This window comes from Brevundimonas sp. D3-1P (genome assembly GCF_055809335.1).
The window spans coordinates 2,567,037-2,585,275 of the sequence record NZ_CM147908.1 but is presented as its reverse complement, the minus strand read 5'-3'; the positions used below and the strand labels follow the sequence as shown (position 1 = coordinate 2,585,275).

Sequence of the window (18,239 nt, the reverse complement as noted above, 5' to 3'; positions counted from 1 at the left end):
AGGTCTCCCGTCAGGCGACGAAGAAGCCGACGAGCTGATAGCCCGTCAGGATGAAACCGAGGATCATGAGGATGACGTTGGCCAGATAGGCGTGGCGCCCGAAGCTGGCGGTCCGGCGCCAGAATCCCATGGCGATCAGGATGGCTCCGAGCGCCAGAAGCTGGCCGATCTCCACGCCGATGTTGAAGGCGATCAGGTTGACCAAGAGGCCGTCTGAAGACAGCTGGAAGTCCTGCAGTTTGGTCGCCAGACCCAGGCCGTGGAACAGACCGAACGCCAGGGTCGCGGCCCTGGCGTCCGGCTGGACACCGAACCAGCGTCGGTAGGCCCCCATGTTGTCGAGCGCCTTGTAGACGACGGACAGGCCGATGATGGCGTCGATCAGATAACTGGAGACGTTGACGTTCAGCATCACGCCCAGCAGCAGGGTCGTCGAATGCCCGACGGCGAACATGGTGACGTAGAGGCTGATATCCTTGAGGCGGTAGAGGTAGAAGATCACCCCGAACAGGAACAGCAGATGGTCGTAACCGGTGACCATGTGCTTGGCCCCCAGATAGACGAAGGGCCAGAAGACGATGCCGGACGTCTCCTGGATGTAGCCCTTGTCCCCTGCCGCCACCCCGTGCGCCAGGGTGGCGGTGAACAGGCCGTTGAGGAAGAGCACCAACAGGCCTGCGCTCAGCAGGCCGATGGGCGTTCGCAACCAGGCGGTCGCGCGCTGGAGACGCGGGTTCATGAAGTCCTCCGGGAGTATGCGAAGGGAAGCCGCTCACGCCACGACCGTCTGACGCCGTTCGGCGAAGACGGGCGGCCGTGGACGAGGCTGTAGAGGGCGGGGAGCACGAGCAGGGTCAGCAGGGTCGAGGAGATGATCCCGCCGATGACGACCGTGGCCAGCGGGCGCTGGACCTCGGCGCCGGCTCCGACGTTCAAGGCCATGGGCACGAAGCCGAGGCTGGCGACGAGCGCCGTCATCAGCACCGGGCGAAGACGGGTCAGCGCCCCCTCCCGGATTGCCTCGCCAAGAGGCTTCCCTTCGGCGATCAAGCTGCGGATGAAGGTGACCATGACGACACCGTTGAGCACGGCGACCCCGGACAGGGCGATGAATCCGACCCCCGCCGAGATCGACAGAGGCAGCCCACGCAGCATCAGGGCGGCCACCCCTCCGGTCAGGGCCAGAGGCACGCCGGAGAAAACGATGGCCGAGTCCTTGACCGAGCGGAACAAGGCGAACAGCAGGCCGAAGATCAGCAGCAACACCGCGGGAACCACGAGTTGCAATCGTTTGGCGGCCGAGATCAACTGCTCGAACGTTCCGCCATAGGTGACCCAATAGCCGGCCGGTATGGCGACCTCAGCATCGACCCGGTCCTGAACCTCGCGGATGAACGAACCCAGGTCGCGGTCGCGGACATTGGCCGTGGTCACGATGCGGCGTTTGCCGTTCTCTCGGCTGATCTGGTTCGGACCCTTTGTGAGTTCGATCGTGGCGACCTCATTCAGGGGCACGAACTGACGCGGCTGTCCTTCGCCCGCCGGGAGCGGGACCTGGAGACGACCGATGGCGTTGGTGTCGGCGCGCAGACGCTCGGGCAGGCGGACAACGACGTCGAAACGACGGTCACCCTCGAAGATTTGCCCGGCGGTCGTGCCGCCCATCGAGGTGGAGATAACCGACTGGACGTCTTCGATGCTCAGGCCAAGGCGCGCCATGGCGGGTCGGTTGGGTGTGATCTGGAGCACCGGCAGGCCGGTGATCTGTTCGGTCTGGGGATCGGCGGCCCCGTCCACCGAGGCCACGATGGCTTCGATCTCGGCGCCGAGGCGCAGCAGTTCGTCGAGATCGTCGCCATAGACCTTGATGGCGACGTCGGCCCGCACCCCGCTCAGCAGTTCGTTGAACCGCATCTGGATCGGCTGGGTGAACTCGTATTTGCTGCCGGGAATCTCATTCACGGCCTCTTCCATCTCGGCGACGAGGTCGCCGCGAGACTTGCGAGGGTTCGGCCAATCCTTCCTGTCCTTCAGCATGATGAAGGTGTCGGCGACCGAGGGCGGCACCGGATCGGTGGCGACCTCGGCGGTGCCGATCTTGGCCACGACCCGCTCCACCTCGGGGAAGCGGGCGATGCGGGCTTCCAACGCAGTCTGCATCTGCACGGCCTGGGTCAGGCTGGTGCCCGGGATGCGCAGGGCGTGCATGGCGATGTCGCCTTCGTCGAGATTGGGCACGAACTCCGAGCCCATCCGCGACGCCCCGAACCCGGCGAGCAGCACCAGCACGACCGCAATGCCGATCATCAGGCTGCGGGTCCTGAGCGCGAAGTCGAGCGCCGGCTGATAACCCACCCGGGCCCAGCGCATCAGGAAGCTGTCCTTCTCCTCGACCTTGCCGGTGACGAACATGGCGACGGCGGCGGGTACGAAGGTCAGGGACAGCAGGAGCGCTGCCGTCAGGGCGATGACGACGGTGATCGCCATCGGGTGGAAGGTCTTCCCCTCCACCCCGGTCAGGGCGAAGATGGGGACATAGACCAGGGTGATGATCATGACCCCGAATAGCGAGGGCCGGATTACCTCGCTGGAGGCGGTCGCCGCCAGATCGAACCGTTCCTCGCGGGTCAGGATACGACCCAGGCGATGCTGGGCCTCGCCGTAGCGCCTGAGGCAGTTCTCGACGATGATGACGGCGCCGTCCACGATCAGGCCGAAGTCGAGCGCGCCGAGGCTCATCAGATTGCCGGAGGTTCCGGTCCGCACCATGCCGGTGATGGTCATCAGCATGGTGACGGGAATGACCGCCGCCGTGATCAGGGCCGCGCGGATGTTGCCGAGCAGCAGGAACAGCACGACGATGACCAGCAGGGCGCCCTCGACGAGGTTCTTTTCGACGGTGTGGATGGCGCGTTCCACCAGTTCGGTGCGGTCGTAGACCGGCGTGGCGACGACACCGGGCGGCAGGGCCTTGGCGGCTTCCTGCAGGCTGGCGGCGGCGGCCTGGGCGACGATACGGCTGTTCTCGCCAGCCAGCATGAGAACCGTCGCAAGGACCGTCTCCTTGCCGTTCTCGGTCGCGGCGCCGGTGCGAAGTTCCTGGCCCATTCCGATGTCGGCGACGTCCAGGATGCGGATCGGAACGCCCCCACGCGTGGCGATCACGATGTTGCCCAGGTCTTCACTCGTCGAAGCCTGCCCCGGCACCCGGATCAGATACTGTTCGCCGAAGCGCTCGACATAGCCCGCGCCGACGTTGGCGTTGTTGTTGTCCAGCGCTTCGACCACCTCGGCCATGGTCACCCCGTAGGCCGCCAGCCGCTGCGGATCGGGTGTGACGTGATACTGACGCTCGTAGCCGCCGACGGTGTTGACCTCGGTGACACCGCGCGTGTTGCGAAGCTGGGGCCGGATGACCCAGTCCTGAAGCGTGCGCAGGTCTTCGGTCGTATAGGGCTGGCCGTCGGGACGTCGTGCACCCGGCTCGGCCTCGACCGTATACATGAAGATCTCCCCGAGGCCGGTGGCGATAGGGCCAAGTTCAGGGGTGACGCCGGGGGGAAGCTGACCGAGGGCGCTTTGGAGGCGCTCATTCACCAGTTGGCGTGCGAAATAGATGTCGGTGCCGTCGTCGAAGATGACGGTCACCTGGCTCAACCCGTATCGCGAAACCGAGCGGGTGTATTGAAGGCCCGGAACGCCTGCGACGGCGGTCTCGACGGGGAAGGTGATGCGCTGTTCGGCCTCCAGCGGCGAATAGCCGGGGGCTTCGGTGTTGATCTGAATCTGGACGTTGGTGATGTCCGGAGTGGCGTCGATCGGCAGGCGCTGGAAGCTCCAGACGCCGATGGCGCAGGCCAGGAGGACGAGCCCCATGACCGCCCATCGGAAGCGGATCGACAGGGCGATGATGCGTGCAAGCATGGTTCTCGCGCCCCCTAGTGATCATGGCTCGCGCCGGACTTTTCGATGTCCGCGCGAATGAGGAAGGCGCCGTCCACGACGTATTCGGTTCGGGGTTCGAGCCCGCCAAGCACCTCGGTCCACTCGTCGGTCCTTCGGCCCAGTTCGAGCATCCGCACCTCATAGGTGTTGCCGACCTTGGCGTAGACGACCTGGAAATCGCGGAACGGCTGGATGGCCTTGGTCTGGACGGCGAGAGGCACTGCACCCTCACCGACCTGAACGGTGCCCTGTACTCCCAGGCCCGGCCGCCAGACGCCGCCCTGATAGGCCAGTTCGACATGGGCGATCAGGGTCTGGCTCATCGGATCAGAGCCGGGCAGGATGGTTTCGATGACGCCATTGAAACGGTGGTCACCTGCCAGACTGGTGACCTCGACCCGCTGGCCCCGGCGGACACGTTCTGCATCGCGCGGATAGAGGGCGAACTCGGCATGGAGGCGGGTTGGGTCGCCGATCACCAGCATCGGCTCGCCGCCCGCGCCGGTGATGGCCCCGGCGTTGACGTTCTTGGCCATGATGACGCCGGAGATCGGCGCGGTGACGGAATAGGTCTGGAGGCTCTCGCTGGACTCGACCCGCGCCACAACCTGGCCTCGCGATACGCGCTGGCCCAGTTCGACGTTCAACGCCATCACCCGACCCGGATAGCGGGCGAAGACATCGCTCTGGCCCTCAGGCGTGATCTCGACCCGACCGCTCAACGGCAGAGACTCGCCCAGGACTGCGGAACCGGCGCGCTGCGTGGTGACGCCACCGGCGCGGGCGGCGTCGGCTGAGATGACGGTGCGACCCTCATAGGACTGGTAGGCCCAGGTCGATCGCTTGCCGTTCTGGGTCGCCGCGACCGCCACGTCGAAGGAGTGCGGCTCGGAGACGACACCGGGGCTGGCGAGATAGTCCTCGGTCGGGATGAAGGTGAACCGATCGACCTTCGGCCCGAGACGGGTCAGGGCCATGGTCGCCTGGACCTGACGTGGATCGAGCGGCTTGTCCTTCAGATAGGGATAGAGCCGGAACAGGGGCTCTGGTCCTTCCTCGAAGATGGTGATCTCAAGGGCGAAGTCTCCGTCGCGGAGCATCCGGCCTCGGTGAGGGCCACGCTCATAGTCGGCGGCGGCAGCCTCGCCGTTTTCGCCTGCCTTTTCGGCGGGCTTGTCTCCGCAAGCGGCGGCGGCGAAGGCGAGGACGATCGCGGACGCAACGAGCCAGCGCCGCGAAGGTGTCAGGCGGATCATGGTTGAGTCTCCAGGGCGAGGATCAGGGCGCCGTGCGCGCCGGTCAGTCTGTCGAGGCGGGCGCGATCGATATGGAATTGCTTGAGCACCGCGACGCGGCGGGCGCGGGTCTGCAGCAGGGCGGTCTGGGCGGAGATGACGTCGTTGTAGGTGAAGCCGCCCCTGTTGAAGCCGTCGCGCACCAGAACGACGGCGCGCTCGGCCTGGGGAAGGGTTTCCTGCCCGATCCTGCGAGCTTCGCTGGCTCGGGCCATGACCTGAACCTGCAGGCGCGCGATCTCACGTTCACGGTCGATGCGGGCGGCGGCGAGATCACCCTCGGCGGCCAGCCCCTCCGCTCGGGCGCGGTCGATGGCCCCGAGGTTCTGGTCGTAGCGACCAAGGGGAATCGACGCGCCGACGACAAAGCCGAGGTCGTTGCCGTCCCCGAAGTGACGGACGCCGGCGCTGACCGTGGCGTCCGACCGGGCGCGGGCCGTCTCCACCGCCACCCGGGCGACGGCGATGTCGCGCTGTGCGACGAAGATGTCCAGGTCCGCCTGGGCGACCCCATCCGTGACGTCGAGCGCCGACCGGGTGTCGGCGAAGGTCTCGGCGCCAAGGGTGAAGTCCGATGACCCATCCCAGAACCGGGCCAGCGAAATGTTGGCGACCCGGACGGTAATCCCGGCCTGATCGAAGTCGATCTGGGCCTGAGCCAGTTCGGCCTCGGCGCGCGCCCCGGCGAACAGAGGATCGCGCGCCATGTCCACGCGGCGACCGACCTCGGTCTGGAACCGTTCGGCGAGGTCAAGGCGCTCGCGGGCGATCTCCAACTCGGCCTGAGCCGCCAGAGCTTCCGCCCAGGCGCGCTGCACCTGTTCGAGCCGGTCCAACTGGCGAATGCGCGCGGTGGCGTCGACCAGCAGCCCTTCGGCTTCGGCGAGAGAGACACGGGCGGACCTGTCACCGCCCCGCTCGAACCGTTGCTCGACTGTGAGCGTGGTCTCGGTCCGACGGAACAGGTCGCCTCCGCCGATGGTCGGAAAGTTCTCGACCATCACCCCAAGCGTGGGGTTGGGACGAACGTCCGCCTGACGCACGGCTGCCCGCGACGCCTGTCGCCGGGCCTGGGTCGGTGCCAGTGAGGGATCGACCAGGGCGGCTCGACGCAGCGCCTCGTCCAGCGACAGTACAGGCGCGGTGGACGTGGCCGCCGCATCCTGTGCGACAGCAAGGGTCGGCGGCAGCGAGGCCGCCAGAATGAGCGCGAGGGCCGACACGGCCGTCAGTCGCGCCCACGGCCCGGCAATGCCGGACGATGGGGTCTTCAAGGGATTCTCTCCGGGAAACGGGGGTGCACGCGCGACCGATTGGCCGCGTCGGATCAGATGATCGTGCGCGTCCGTCTGGGAGGGTATTCAGGCCCGTCGCCGTCGTGGGCCGGACGTGCGCCATCGCCCGCCGGCTGGATCAGCACGGCGTTCATGGCGACGAGGGGGCTCAGATCGCGGTTGAGGATCGGGATGGCGGTGTGGCTGTCGCCGCTCGTATGGTGGTGATGGCTTGCTGGACGCCCGGCCTCGCCCTCGTCTTCGCCGTCTTCGGCTTGATCCAGTGGATCCTCGGCCGGCGCGTCGGGGGCGATATGGACGTGCAGCGAGCCATGATCGACGTCCGCGATCTCTGCGTGATCACCGTGGCCGATCGCGACTGCCGGCCAATCCGACGCATGGGCAATCTGGTGCCGCCCTTCCTGAACCCCATGCAGGCTCAACGTCGCCACGAGGGCGGCGCACAGGCTGACGCAAATGGTGCGAAACAGGCGAGACAAGATTGAACGGCTCCTTCATCCGCCATAGTGCGACCCGATCCCAATGGCAACGGTCGAGGTTGCCGCATCACGATATGGCTAGGATTCGTCCTTCAGGTGGATACGTGATGGCGGAGGTCGGGAGCTCCGTTGACGGCTGCGACGATGCGAACATTGATCGATCCGCCAGTCGTGGTAAGGGGCGGCATGGGAGTGACTCACTATCATTCTCAAAATGTTTTCTTGGTGGGCTGCGGGTCGCTGCGGCGCCAGTGCGGCGCCGACCGGTCGGGATTGACCGACGCCGAGGCAGTACCCACGTCTCGTGGCCCGGGGTCAGGCCGGCGCCGCGGGCCGGGCTCGCCGGCTTTCGAACCGGCGTCGGATCCAGGTTCGCCCAGGTTTCTCAACGAGCAGATGCAGGGCCGCCGCGATCAGCGCCGTGACGACGAACAACCCTGCCAGTTCGACTGGCGTGATGCGGAAGGCGCTGTCGATGCCGCGCAGTTCGGCGACCACGCCCTTGAAGGCGACGAGGACGGGCATGTGCACGAGATAGAGGGCGAAGGAGGCTTCACCGGCGAAAACCAGCGCAGGGGCGGCGAGAGGCCCCTCGCAGTCCGCGCGTGCGAGCAGGGACCAGGTCAGGATAACGGGGGCTGAGAGGGCGACGATGATCCGGTCGTCCAACGACAGCTGCATAGCGCCGAGCAACACGAGGGTAGCAGCCAGGGCGGCGGCGATGGCGACGGGCCGGCTCCAGCGCCAGCGATGGCCCAAGCCGTAGAGCGCCATGCCGATCAGAAAGGCCGGCGCTATGCGCAAGATGCCCATGTCGTCCTCGGCCCGAGGCAGAACCTTGCCGAAGGTTGAGACGTAGGCCGCGTCGATGACAACATAGCTGACGATGCCCAAGCCGAGCAGGAACCAAGGACGATGTCTCATCCGGATCGAGAGAAGGGCGTAGGCCGGGAACAGCAGATAGGCGAACCATTCCGCCGAGAGCGACCAGGACGGGCCGCTCCAATTGTATCCGATTTCGCTTGGAAACCACGCCTGCACCAGGAACAGGGTCTTGAAGAAGCCCTCTGTCGTATAGGTCGAGAGATCGAACGGAACGCCAGAGATTGAAGCTCCGAGCACCATGATCAGAACACCGCCCAAAATCGCCAGATGGAGGGGATAGAGCCGAGCCAAGCGGGCCACGAGGAAGCGCCTGTAGCTGAATGTTCCTGCGGCGAAAGCGGGGCCGTAGACGTGGGCCAGAATGAAGCCCGACAGCATGAAGAAGGCGTCGACCGCCAGCCGGCTTCGCTCGATGATCGGGCTGTAGCCGAGGGCCGGATCCCACTGAAGCTGGTAGTGGAACAGCACCACGCCCATGGCCAGGAAGGCCCGCAGGCTGGTCAGGGCCATCAGATCAGCCGGGTAGCCTTCGTGAGTCGGAGAAACGGACGTCATGAACGATGGCCCCCCAAAGGCAGGCGGCACAGGACGGACCGCTTAATTGGTCTACGCATCGGTCGCCTCCATCCCTCATTCTGTCGCATCTGGGGATCAGGCCTGCCGCGCTGGAGAAAAGGCCATGATCTGATCCTGCGCCGCTCGCGGGCTCATGGCGATCGGCTTGCAGGTTTTCATCGGAAGGCGCGATGACGCGCGCCACCGGCTCAGCCCACAGACCGGCGCGGCCATGGTGAACGATGGCCTGGATCTCATCGAGCGCGGTTTTCTCCATGGGCGATGGATCGGCCGCCCATGCGGGCCCGCACGAAGACCACGTCGCCCACGCCCATGTCGCGATCCAGCTGACCGTGGCTCGCGCGGGCTCGGCCCGCGTGGTTCTGGACGACCGTCGCGCCCCGAGCCGTCAGGCGATCGTCATCGGGCTTTCTGGCGCTGATCGGGCCGGCCCTCGCCTCGTCATTCCGCCCTCCCTGACGGCCCTGTCGAGCCCAGAGGCCCAGCCGGACCGCATCGTGGCGGGCTTCAGAGAACGGCTCGGCGTCAAGGCGTATAAGCTGGATCCACGCCTTGAAGGGGTGCTTCTCAAGCCGTCTGAGGACCCGGCGCCCGGAGCCGTCGCCCGTGGGGCCTGGTCGGTCGGCGCCTCAAGGTCCTGGCCTAGGCGCAGATGCAGGCTCCACGTCTTCGCTATGCGCCCGTGATTCTCCGTGGGTTTTTCGGCCTGTTCATCAGCCTGTGGGATCATCTCTTGGGCAAGTTCCGGTCCGGGGTCCACACGCCCCGGGCAGGCCAGATCGGCGTGTCCGATCGGCCCTACTACCCGAGAGGATATTTTAGGACGCTCGCCGAACCAATCCGACAGGCCGTCTAGGGAAATATCCTGCGCTAGCGCGATGCGCGTCCGAGAAGGTTGATCAGTTCTGTGGCCTTGGCCTTGCGATCGGAGAGATCGTCGCCGGTCATCGCCCCCATGACGCAATGGTCGAGGTGGTCTTTCAGCACCTCGCTCTCGACGCGCAGCAGGGCCGCCCGTACGGCCTGGAGCTGGGTGAGGACCTCCACGCAGTAGCGGTCCTCCTCGACCATCCGGGCGATGCCGCGCACCTGGCCCTCGATCCGGTTCAGGCGGTTCAACACCTTGGGTTTTGTTTCCGTCTGCATCCAATTCCTCGCTCTGACCGTTCGACCATACCCCAGGACAGCGCCTTGCGCGATACCCCCTTAGGGTATATATGGCGTCCAGCTGTTTCAAGGAGCCCGCCATGTCCATGCCCTCCCCTTCGCATCCGCCCGACCACAGCTGCTGTTCGGCCAAATCGGCGGACAGCGGCGCGAAGGCGGTCGATCCGGTCTGCGGCATGACCGTCGATCCGGCGACCACAGCGCATCGGGCGGCCCACGACGATAAGGACTATTTCTTCTGTTCGGCGGGCTGCCGGACCAAATTCATCGCCGATCCGGACCGCTATCTCGGCGAGGCCCGGCAACCGGCGCCTGTCATCCCGGGCGCCATCTACACCTGCCCGATGCATCCGGAGGTGCGCCAGGAGGGCCCGGGCTCCTGCCCGATCTGCGGCATGGCGCTGGAGCCGGAGACCGTCACCGCCGAGGCGCCGGTCAATCACGAACTGATCGACTTCACCCGCCGCCTCTGGGTTGCCGCGGTCCTGACCCTGCCCGTCTTCGCGCTCGAGATGGGCGGCCATCTGACCGGACTGGCGATGCGGATTTCGGGCCAAACCTCCAACTGGATCCAGTTCGCGCTGGCGACGCCCGTGGTGCTGTGGGCCGGCTGGCCGTTCTTCCAGCGGGGCTGGGCTTCCCTCCGCAACCGCAGCCTCAACATGTTCACCCTGATCGCCATCGGCGTCGGCGCGGCCTGGATCTACAGCGTGGTCGCGGTGCTGGCGCCGGCTCTGTTCCCGGCGGCGGTCCGCCGGATGGACGGCAGCGCGCCGGTCTATTTCGAGGCAGCGGCCATCATCACCGTCCTGGTTCTGGTGGGCCAGATTCTTGAGCTGCGCGCCCGCGAACAGACGTCCGGCGCCATCCGGGCGCTGCTTGATTTGGCGCCCAAGACCGCGCGGCGGCTCCGTGACGACGGCGGCGACGAGGACGTCACGCTCGACATGGTCGCCGTCGGAGACCGGCTGCGCGTCCGCCCCGGCGAGAAGGTGGCGGTCGATGGCGAGATTCTGGACGGTCGCGTAACCATCGACGAGTCCCTGGTCACGGGTGAATCCATGCCGGTGACCAAGGGCGTCGGGGACAAAGTCGTCGCCGGTTCGCTCAACAAGACCGGCTCGTTCGTGATGCGGGCTGACAAGGTCGGCGCCGACACCCTGCTGGCGCAGATCGTCCAGATGGTGGCCCAGGCCCAGCGCAGCCGCGCGCCGATCCAGCGGCTGGCCGACAAGGTGTCCGGCTGGTTCGTGCCGGCAGTGATCGGCATCGCGGTTCTCGCCGCCCTCGTCTGGGGCCTGGTCGGTCCCGAACCGCGCCTGTCCTACGCGCTGGTCGCCGCGGTCTCGGTGCTGATCATCGCCTGTCCCTGCGCGCTGGGCCTGGCAACGCCGATCTCCATCATGGTCGGGGTGGGGCGCGGCGCCCACGCCGGGGTCTTGATCAAGAACGCCGAGGCGCTGGAGCGTTTCGAAAAGGTCGACACCCTGGTGCTCGACAAGACCGGCACCCTGACCGAGGGGCGACCGTCGGTGACGGCCATCCGGCCCGCCGCCGGGTTCGACGAGACCGAGCTTCTGAGACTCTCCGCCAGTCTGGAGCGGGCCAGCGAACATCCGCTGGCCGACGCCGTCGTCCGCGCCGCGACGGATCGCAAGCTCGCGCTGTCGGAGGCCTCGGAGTTCGACAGCCCGGTCGGGCGTGGCGTCACCGGGGTGGTCGACGGCCGCCGCGTGGCGCTCGGCAACGGCCGGTACCTCGGCGAGATCGGCGTGGATGTCGCCGCTCTCGAGGCCGAGGCCGAGGCGCTACGCCAGGACGGCGCCACCGCGATCTTCGTGGCCGTGGACGGGGCCGCGGCCGGCGTCCTCGGCATCGCCGACCCGGTCAAGGCGACGACGGCCGAGGCCATTCGCGATCTCAAGGCCGCGGGCCTGCGCCTGGTGATGATGACCGGGGACAACCGGACCACGGCCGAGGCGGTGGCGCGCCGGCTCGGCATAGACGACGTCCAGGCCGAGGTCCTGCCGCAGGACAAGGCGGCGGTCGTCGAGCGGCTGCGCGCCGAGGGCCGGATCGTCGCCATGGCTGGCGACGGGGTCAACGATGCCCCGGCCCTGGCCGCCGCCGATGTTGGTGTGGCCATGGGCGCAGGTTCCGACGTGGCGATCGAGAGCGCCGGCGTCACCCTGCTGGGGGGCGACCTCCAGGGCATCGTCCGGGCCCGCAAGCTGTCGAAGGCGGTGATGAGCAACATTCGCCAGAATCTCGTCTTCGCCTTCGGGTACAACGCCCTGGGCATTCCGGTCGCGGCGGGGCTGCTGTACCCGATCTTTGGCCTCCTGCTGTCGCCGGCTCTGGCGGCGTTGGCGATGGCCCTGTCCTCCGTGAGCGTCATCGGCAATGCGCTGCGGCTTCGTGCGGTCAGACTTTAACGGGGGCGGCATGGGGGACCGGGGCCAGGAGAAGGCGACGACCGGCGTTTGCGCCATTACGCACTCCGGCAGCCGATCCCTCGCCTGATCCAACAGCGTTCGGGTATATTTGATCAAGGCGGAACCGTGTCGGAGGACCCGGATTTAACTGGCGTTCATGTCCAGTTGCGCAACGGCGCCGAGATCCCGGTTCAAGTCCGCGTCCCGCCGCCGCCTCGCCGGCGCCCTCTTCAACTAGCCGCCGGCCGATTCGCCGGCGCCGCCCCACGCCGGAGACACCCGATGTTCAACCTGACCTTCACACGCTCGTCCGTTCTGCTCGCCGGCTGTTCCGCTCTCCTCGTGGCGGCGTGCAGCCCGGCCGCCGAGCCGCCGGCGGCCTCCAAGGCCGACGAGTCGGCGCAGACTCCGGAGCCCATGGCGATGGCGCAGACGCCCTTCTCCGCCGCCGAGGCGAGGATGCACGAGGCCATGAGGTCGGCGACGGGAGCCAGCGCCGGAGAGGCATGGGCCCGCAAGATGATCCCCCATCACCAAGGCGCCCTCGATATGTCCCAGATCGTGCTGCGCGACACGCGGGATGCCGACATTCGCCGGATGGCGCAGAAGACCGTCGAGATGCAGACCGGGGACATCGCCGAGCTCCAGCGTTGGCTCGAAACAAACGTGGGGGCCGCAGCCGGTGCGGCAGCGCCGGGCGGAGGCGGTGAGCCGCCGTTCGCGCCGGCCGAAGCGAAAATGATGGAGGCCATGATGGCCGCGACCGGGGTCGACACGGACCAGACTTGGGCTCGCAAGATGATCGCGCATCACCAGGGCGCCCTCGACATGGCCCAGGTGGTGCTGCGCGAAAGCCAGGACGCCGACATCCGGCGCATGGCGCAGAAGACGATCGAGATGCAGACCGCGGACATCGCGGAGCTGCGCGCCTGGCTGGAGGCTCATCCCGCCAGCGCAGGATGATCCGGCGTCGGCGAGAAGTCCCGTTGCAGATTTGCGAGTAGAGGAAGAACAATCGATGGAAAACATGAAGACCATGCACGCCATGAAGGGGAGCTATCGGTCGTTCGCGATCGAGCTCGTCCTGGATTTCATCACCATGTACCTCGTGATGTACACGATGATCGCGTCCCTCAATCATTTCTACTTCAACCTCAACAACGTCTACATGACCCTCATGATGGTCTCGCCTATGGCGATCCTCATGCTGGTGTTCATGCGGTCGATGTATCCGTCGAAACGGACGAATCTGCTGATCGGCGGGGCTGCCGCCCTGGTGTTTGCGGTCAGCTTCTGGGGTATGCGGACCCAGGCGGCGGTGGGAGACACGGAGTTCCTGCGTTCGATGATCCCGCACCACTCCGGCGCCATCCTGATGTGCCAGCAAGCCTCGCTGACGGATCCGGAAGTGCTCGGTCTGTGCGAGGAAATCGTCCGCTCCCAGGAACAGGAGATCGCCCAGATGAAGGCTCTTCTGGCGCGGCGGTAATTCGGCGGGCGGCCGCGAGGGCCGCCGGCGCGGTCGGCTCTGCGGCAGCGTGTCGCGAGGGCCGACCGCGTCGCCTGCGTAAATCCCTATAGATCGTCGCCGTACGGAGGCGCGGTCATGACTTTCAGGAGTATCCCATGAAGCTGGATCGTCGACTACTGCTGCGCGGCGCTGTCGCCGGAGGCGGTCTCGCGGCCCTGCAGGGCTTGATGCCCGCCTGGGCCCAGACAGGTTCGCCGGGGTTGCGGGCGGACCTGCCGACCCTCACCGGCCCGAACATCGACCTGACGATCGGTCAGTCGCCGTTCACCGTGAACGGGCGCACCGCCACGGCCACAACGATCAACGGCGTGCTTCCCGCGCCGGTGCTCCGTTTGCGCGAAGGCCAGAACGTCCGCCTCGCGGTGACGAACCAGCTTGATGAGGACACATCCATCCACTGGCACGGCATCCTGCTGCCGTTCCAGATGGACGGTGTGCCGGGCGTCAGCTTCCCCGGCATCCGCCCGCGCGAGACCTTCGTTTACGAATTCCCGGTCCGGCAGTCCGGCACCTTCTGGTACCACAGCCACTCAGGACTGCAGGAGGCGCTCGGCCATTACGGGCCCATCGTCATCGACCCGGCGGGCGCCGACCCGGTCGCCTACGACCGCGAACATGTGCTGGTCCTGTCGGACTGGAGCTTCATGCACCCGCACGAAATCTTCGACAAGCTCAAGAAGAGCCCCGGTTACTTCAACCGCCAGCGCACCACCCTGGCCGGCCTGCTGGACGGCAGCGACCGGATGAGCCTGGAAGAGCGCCGGATGTGGGGCGAGATGCGCATGGATCCGCGCGACATCCTCGACGTCAACGGCTCGACCTACACCTATCTGATCAACGGCCACGGGCCGCGGGAGAACTGGACCGGTCTGTTCCGGCCCGGCGAGCGGGTGCGGTTGCGCATCATCAACGCCTCGGCCATGTCGATCTTCAACGTGCGAATTCCCGGACTGCCGATGACCGTGGTTCAGGCCGACGGCGAGAATGTGCGCCCGATCGAGACCGACGAGTTCCAGATTTCTGTGGCCGAGACCTATGACGTCATCGTCCAGCCGACCGAGGACCGCGCCTACACCATCGTCTCCGAAGCCATCGACCGATCGGGCATGGGGCGGGCGACCCTGGCGCCGCGTCTTGGAATGACCGCCGAGGTTCCGCCGCTGCGGGAGGTTCCCAACCTGACCATGAAGGACATGGGCATGGGGGACATGGGCGGCATGGGCGGAATGGATCACGGGTCCATGGGAGCCCAGCCGGGCGGAGCCATGGCCGGGATGGACCACGGGGCCATGACCGGAGCCTCCGGCGGAGCCATGGCGGGCATGGATCACGGCGCCGTGCCTGCCCAGCCTGCCGGGGCGATGCCTGGAATGGATCACGGCTCCATGGCCGGAATGAACATGCGCGATCCCGAGAATGCGCCGCCCGACATGGCGGTCGGTGTGGGCGTCGATGCCATCGCGATGGCGCCGGCCAACCGCATGGGCGAGCGTCCGATCGGGCTTCAGGATGTTCCGCATCGCGTCCTCGTCTACACCGACCTCGTCTCGCTCCAGCCCAACAAGGATCAGCGTCCCCCGTCCCGGACGATGGAAATCCATCTGACCGGCAATATGGAGCGGTTCATGTGGGGCTTTGACGGCCGAAAATTCAGCGAGCTGGTCGAGCCGATCCGGTTCGAGCGGGACGAGCGGGTGCGCGTGACCCTAGTCAACGATTCCATGATGGCGCACCCGATCCATCTGCACGGCCATTTCTTCGAACTGGTCACCGGGGGCCCTGCCGGGCACCAGCCGCTCAAACACACTGTCAACGTTCCGCCGGGCGGCAAGGTCAGTTTCGACCTGACCGCCGACAACCCCGGCGACTGGGCCTTCCACTGTCACCTATTGCTGCACATGCATGCCGGGATGTTCAATGTGGTCACGGTCCGTCCGATGGAAGGAGCTGCATCGTGAAGACGTCGGTCGCCGTCCTTCCCCTGATCCTCGCCGCGGCCTCCGCGGCGGCGGGAACGCCTGCGCTGGCGCAGAGCCACGCCGGGCATGCAACGCCCGCGCCTGTTCGCCAGACGCTTCCGGAGGGTTGCGTCGCGCGCGGCTCCTCCACCGCCGATGCATCCCGGATAGGGACGGCCGGAGCGCCGACGTGCCCGACGGGCGCGGTGCCCGTCCGTCTGCAGGCTGGGGCGATGCCGGCGGGGCACGACATGTCGACCATGGGCCAGACCCGGCCTGCGCCGGCCATGCCTGCGGGACACGACATGTCTACGATGCCCCAGACGCAGCCCGCTCCAGCCGCCGCGTCTAGACATGCCGGTCATGACATGTCGACCATGGGTCAGACCCAGCCCGCGCCGGCCATGCCGGCGGGGCACGACATGTCGGCTATGGGCCAGACCCAGCCGGCTCCGGCCGCCGCGTCCCCGCATGCCGGCCATGACATGTCGGCCATGGGTCAGACCCAGCCTGCGCCAGCCATGCCCGCGGGGCACGACATGTCGACGATGGGCCAGACTCAGCCGGCTCCGGCCGCCACGTCCCCGCATGCCGGTCATGATATGTCGACCATGGGTCAGACCCAGCCCGCGCCAGCCATGCCGGCGGGACACAACATGTCGACGATGGGCCAGACCCAGCCGGCTCCGGCCGCCGCGTCCCCGCATGCCGGCCATGACATGTCGACCATGGGTCAGACCCCGCTCGCGCCGGCCATGCCGGCGGGGCACGACATGTCGACGATGGGTCAGATGCCGGCCGGACACGACATGTCCGGAATGGCCATGCCGCCCGACGTCCCGACCAGCGCGAACAATCCCGGACGTCCACCGGAAGCCCCCGCTCCGGCGGGCGCGGCAAGCGGGCCGGCCAATGCCGCCGACCTGCTGTTCGACCCCGCCGAAATGGCGGCGGCCCGCGCCCAGCTGTTGGTCGAGCACGGAAACGTCCGCACGACGGCGGTCATCATCGACCAGCTCGAAGCGACCTTTGGCGACGACGAGGAAGGCTACGCCTGGGACGCCCAGGGCTGGACCGGCGGCGACATCAATCGGTTCTGGTGGAAGTCGGAAGGGGAGGGCGCTTTTGACGGCGAGGTCGAGGAGGCCGAGATCCAGGCCCTCTACAGCCGGGCGTTCCGACCCTTCTTCGACTTCCAGACCGGCCTGCGGCAGACCTACCGGCCCGAGGGCGACCGGACCGATCTGGTCGTCGGCATTCAGGGTCTGGCGCCCTACTGGTTCGAGGTCGATGCGGCGGCCTTCCTGTCCAACAAGGGCGAACTGACGGCGAGGGCGGAGGCCGAATATGATCAGCGGATCACCAATCGCTGGATCGTGCAGCCCCGGGCCGAGGTGGTGCTGTCGGCGGAGGACATCCCCGAACTCCGGATCGGGTCCGGCCTGTCGACGCTCCAGATCGGGGCCCGCTTGCGCTACGAGTTCCGCAAGGAATTCGCACCCTATGTCGGCGTCGAATGGACCAAGAGCTTCGGCAATACGGCGGACTTCCTGGAAGCTGACGGGCGAAGCTCGGAAGACACCCGGCTGGTCGTCGGCATTCGGGCGTGGTTCTAGCGAAGCGGCGGCGGGTCTTGTCTTGACGCCGGCGCCCCCACAGGCACGCAACGGGTCGGTTGTCAGGACGCCCCCGCCGGGGCCAGGGCCTCGCTACAGCCTGTGCCTTGCGCCGGCCGGTGACCGGCCCGGTGTTGTCCAATGACAGCGGGGCGGCGGATCCGGGCCGTCGTGATCGATCTGGATGACACCCTGCTCTCAGCCTATCGCCGCCCTGATCTGGCGTGGCGCAGCGTCTGTCAGGTATACCAGACCGAGCTTGGCGACCTCGCTCCGGACGTTGCAGCGCGCGCCCTGACGGAGGCGGGGCGGGCCTTCTGGAGCGATCCGGACAGCCACGCCGTGGGCCGCGCAGACCCGAAGCAGGCCCGGCGCGTCATCGCAGCCAAAGCCTTCGAGGCCTTGCGGCGCGACAGTAGTCCAACGGTATCTCCCGAGATCGCAGAGCGCATCGCCGACGCCTTCAGCCTCCATCGCGACCGGCAGATGCGGCTCGAACCCAAGGCGGACGCCGTGTTGGTCCAATTGCGGGACGCTGGATACCGGCTCGCGCTGCTCACCAACGGCGCCGGTCCACTGCAGCGCGCCAAGATCGAGCGTTTCGGTCTGGCTTCGCGTTTCCATCATATCCAGATTGAAGGCGAGGTCGGCGTTGGCAAGCCCGATCCGGGCGCGTTCAGGCGAGTGTTTGCCGCCTTGAACGTCGATCCGCCCGAGGTCTGTGTCGTCGGAGACAGTCTGGAATGGGACATTCGCCCGGCCAAGGCGCTGGGCTGTTTCACCATTCTGTACGACCCGGAGGCTGGCCAAGCTGTAGGACGCGGTTTCGGCGACGCCCACGTTGTGACCCGGACATTGGCGAGCTTGGCGCCCCACCTTCAGGAGCGTAGTTCGCCCCCCGGCCGGATGGATCGCGCCGGCCGGCGATCACGGCGCGCCGACTGAGCCCAGGGCTGAAAGACCATCGCGAGGGGTCAGCCGGGGAGCCGACCGCTGATCGACGACGGAAAAACGCCGCGCGGCAGGTCGCGCGGCGTTCCTTCCACATCCGGCTTCG

At 67.1% G+C, this 18,239-nt stretch carries 13 protein-coding genes; 6 read left to right on the top strand and 7 right to left on the bottom strand.

Features of this window, described 5'->3' with window-relative positions:
• Positions 1-10: 10 nt before the first annotated feature.
• From AC0L6G_RS13035 to AC0L6G_RS13005, 7 genes are all read right to left on the bottom strand, one after another.
• The gene (locus AC0L6G_RS13035; RefSeq protein WP_035308114.1) at positions 11-739 is read right to left on the bottom strand and encodes a HupE/UreJ family protein; all 729 of its coding nucleotides are present in this window, start codon (positions 737-739) and stop codon (positions 11-13) included.
• Entirely contained in the window at positions 736-3,924 is a 3,189-nt protein-coding gene (locus AC0L6G_RS13030; protein ID WP_035308111.1) for an efflux RND transporter permease subunit, read from the bottom strand. Before AC0L6G_RS13030 ends, AC0L6G_RS13035 begins: the two co-directional genes overlap by 4 nt.
• A gap of 14 nt (positions 3,925-3,938) precedes the next feature.
• Positions 3,939-5,201 (bottom strand): efflux RND transporter periplasmic adaptor subunit, encoded by a 1,263-nt coding sequence (locus AC0L6G_RS13025; protein WP_035308110.1) that lies wholly within the window; start codon positions 5,199-5,201, stop codon positions 3,939-3,941.
• Positions 5,198-6,514 carry a TolC family protein gene (locus AC0L6G_RS13020; RefSeq protein ID WP_052004992.1) on the bottom strand — a complete coding sequence of 439 codons (1,317 nt, stop codon included), beginning with the start codon at positions 6,512-6,514 and terminating at the stop codon, positions 5,198-5,200. Before AC0L6G_RS13020 ends, AC0L6G_RS13025 begins: the two co-directional genes overlap by 4 nt.
• Positions 6,515-6,567: 53 nt before the next feature.
• Positions 6,568-7,014, bottom strand: coding sequence for a hypothetical protein (locus tag AC0L6G_RS13015; RefSeq protein ID WP_088582500.1), 447 nt, complete (start codon positions 7,012-7,014; stop codon positions 6,568-6,570).
• Between the two features lie 315 nt (positions 7,015-7,329).
• A complete protein-coding gene (locus AC0L6G_RS13010) occupies positions 7,330-8,454 on the bottom strand; it encodes an acyltransferase family protein (protein WP_291537777.1) in 1,125 nt (374 codons plus the stop codon).
• 891 nt (positions 8,455-9,345) lie between these two features.
• Positions 9,346-9,621, bottom strand: coding sequence for a metal-sensitive transcriptional regulator (locus tag AC0L6G_RS13005; protein ID WP_473252432.1), 276 nt, complete (start codon positions 9,619-9,621; stop codon positions 9,346-9,348).
• A gap of 107 nt (positions 9,622-9,728) precedes the next feature.
• Here AC0L6G_RS13005 and AC0L6G_RS13000 point away from each other — a divergent pair, with 107 nt between their 5' ends.
• The 6 genes from AC0L6G_RS13000 to AC0L6G_RS12975 all read left to right on the top strand — a co-directional run bounded on the left by AC0L6G_RS13000 (position 9,729) and on the right by AC0L6G_RS12975 (position 18,127).
• A complete protein-coding gene (locus AC0L6G_RS13000) occupies positions 9,729-12,077 on the top strand; it encodes a heavy metal translocating P-type ATPase (protein ID WP_473253254.1) in 2,349 nt (782 codons plus the stop codon).
• Between the two features lie 282 nt (positions 12,078-12,359).
• Positions 12,360-13,040: a DUF305 domain-containing protein gene (locus AC0L6G_RS12995; protein WP_052004990.1), complete on the top strand. Its 681-nt coding sequence runs from the start codon at positions 12,360-12,362 to the stop codon at positions 13,038-13,040.
• 55 nt (positions 13,041-13,095) lie between these two features.
• Complete coding sequence (locus AC0L6G_RS12990; RefSeq protein WP_473252431.1) at positions 13,096-13,566, top strand: DUF305 domain-containing protein; 471 nt, start codon at positions 13,096-13,098, stop codon at positions 13,564-13,566.
• A gap of 137 nt (positions 13,567-13,703) precedes the next feature.
• Positions 13,704-15,566: a copper resistance system multicopper oxidase gene (locus AC0L6G_RS12985; RefSeq protein ID WP_035308097.1), complete on the top strand. Its 1,863-nt coding sequence runs from the start codon at positions 13,704-13,706 to the stop codon at positions 15,564-15,566.
• 377 nt (positions 15,567-15,943) lie between these two features.
• Positions 15,944-17,182, top strand: coding sequence for a copper resistance protein B (locus AC0L6G_RS12980; protein WP_473252430.1), 1,239 nt, complete (start codon positions 15,944-15,946; stop codon positions 17,180-17,182).
• A 171-nt stretch (positions 17,183-17,353) separates the two neighbouring features.
• Complete coding sequence (locus tag AC0L6G_RS12975; protein ID WP_164952667.1) at positions 17,354-18,127, top strand: HAD family hydrolase; 774 nt, start codon at positions 17,354-17,356, stop codon at positions 18,125-18,127.
• Positions 18,128-18,239 lie beyond the last annotated feature (112 nt).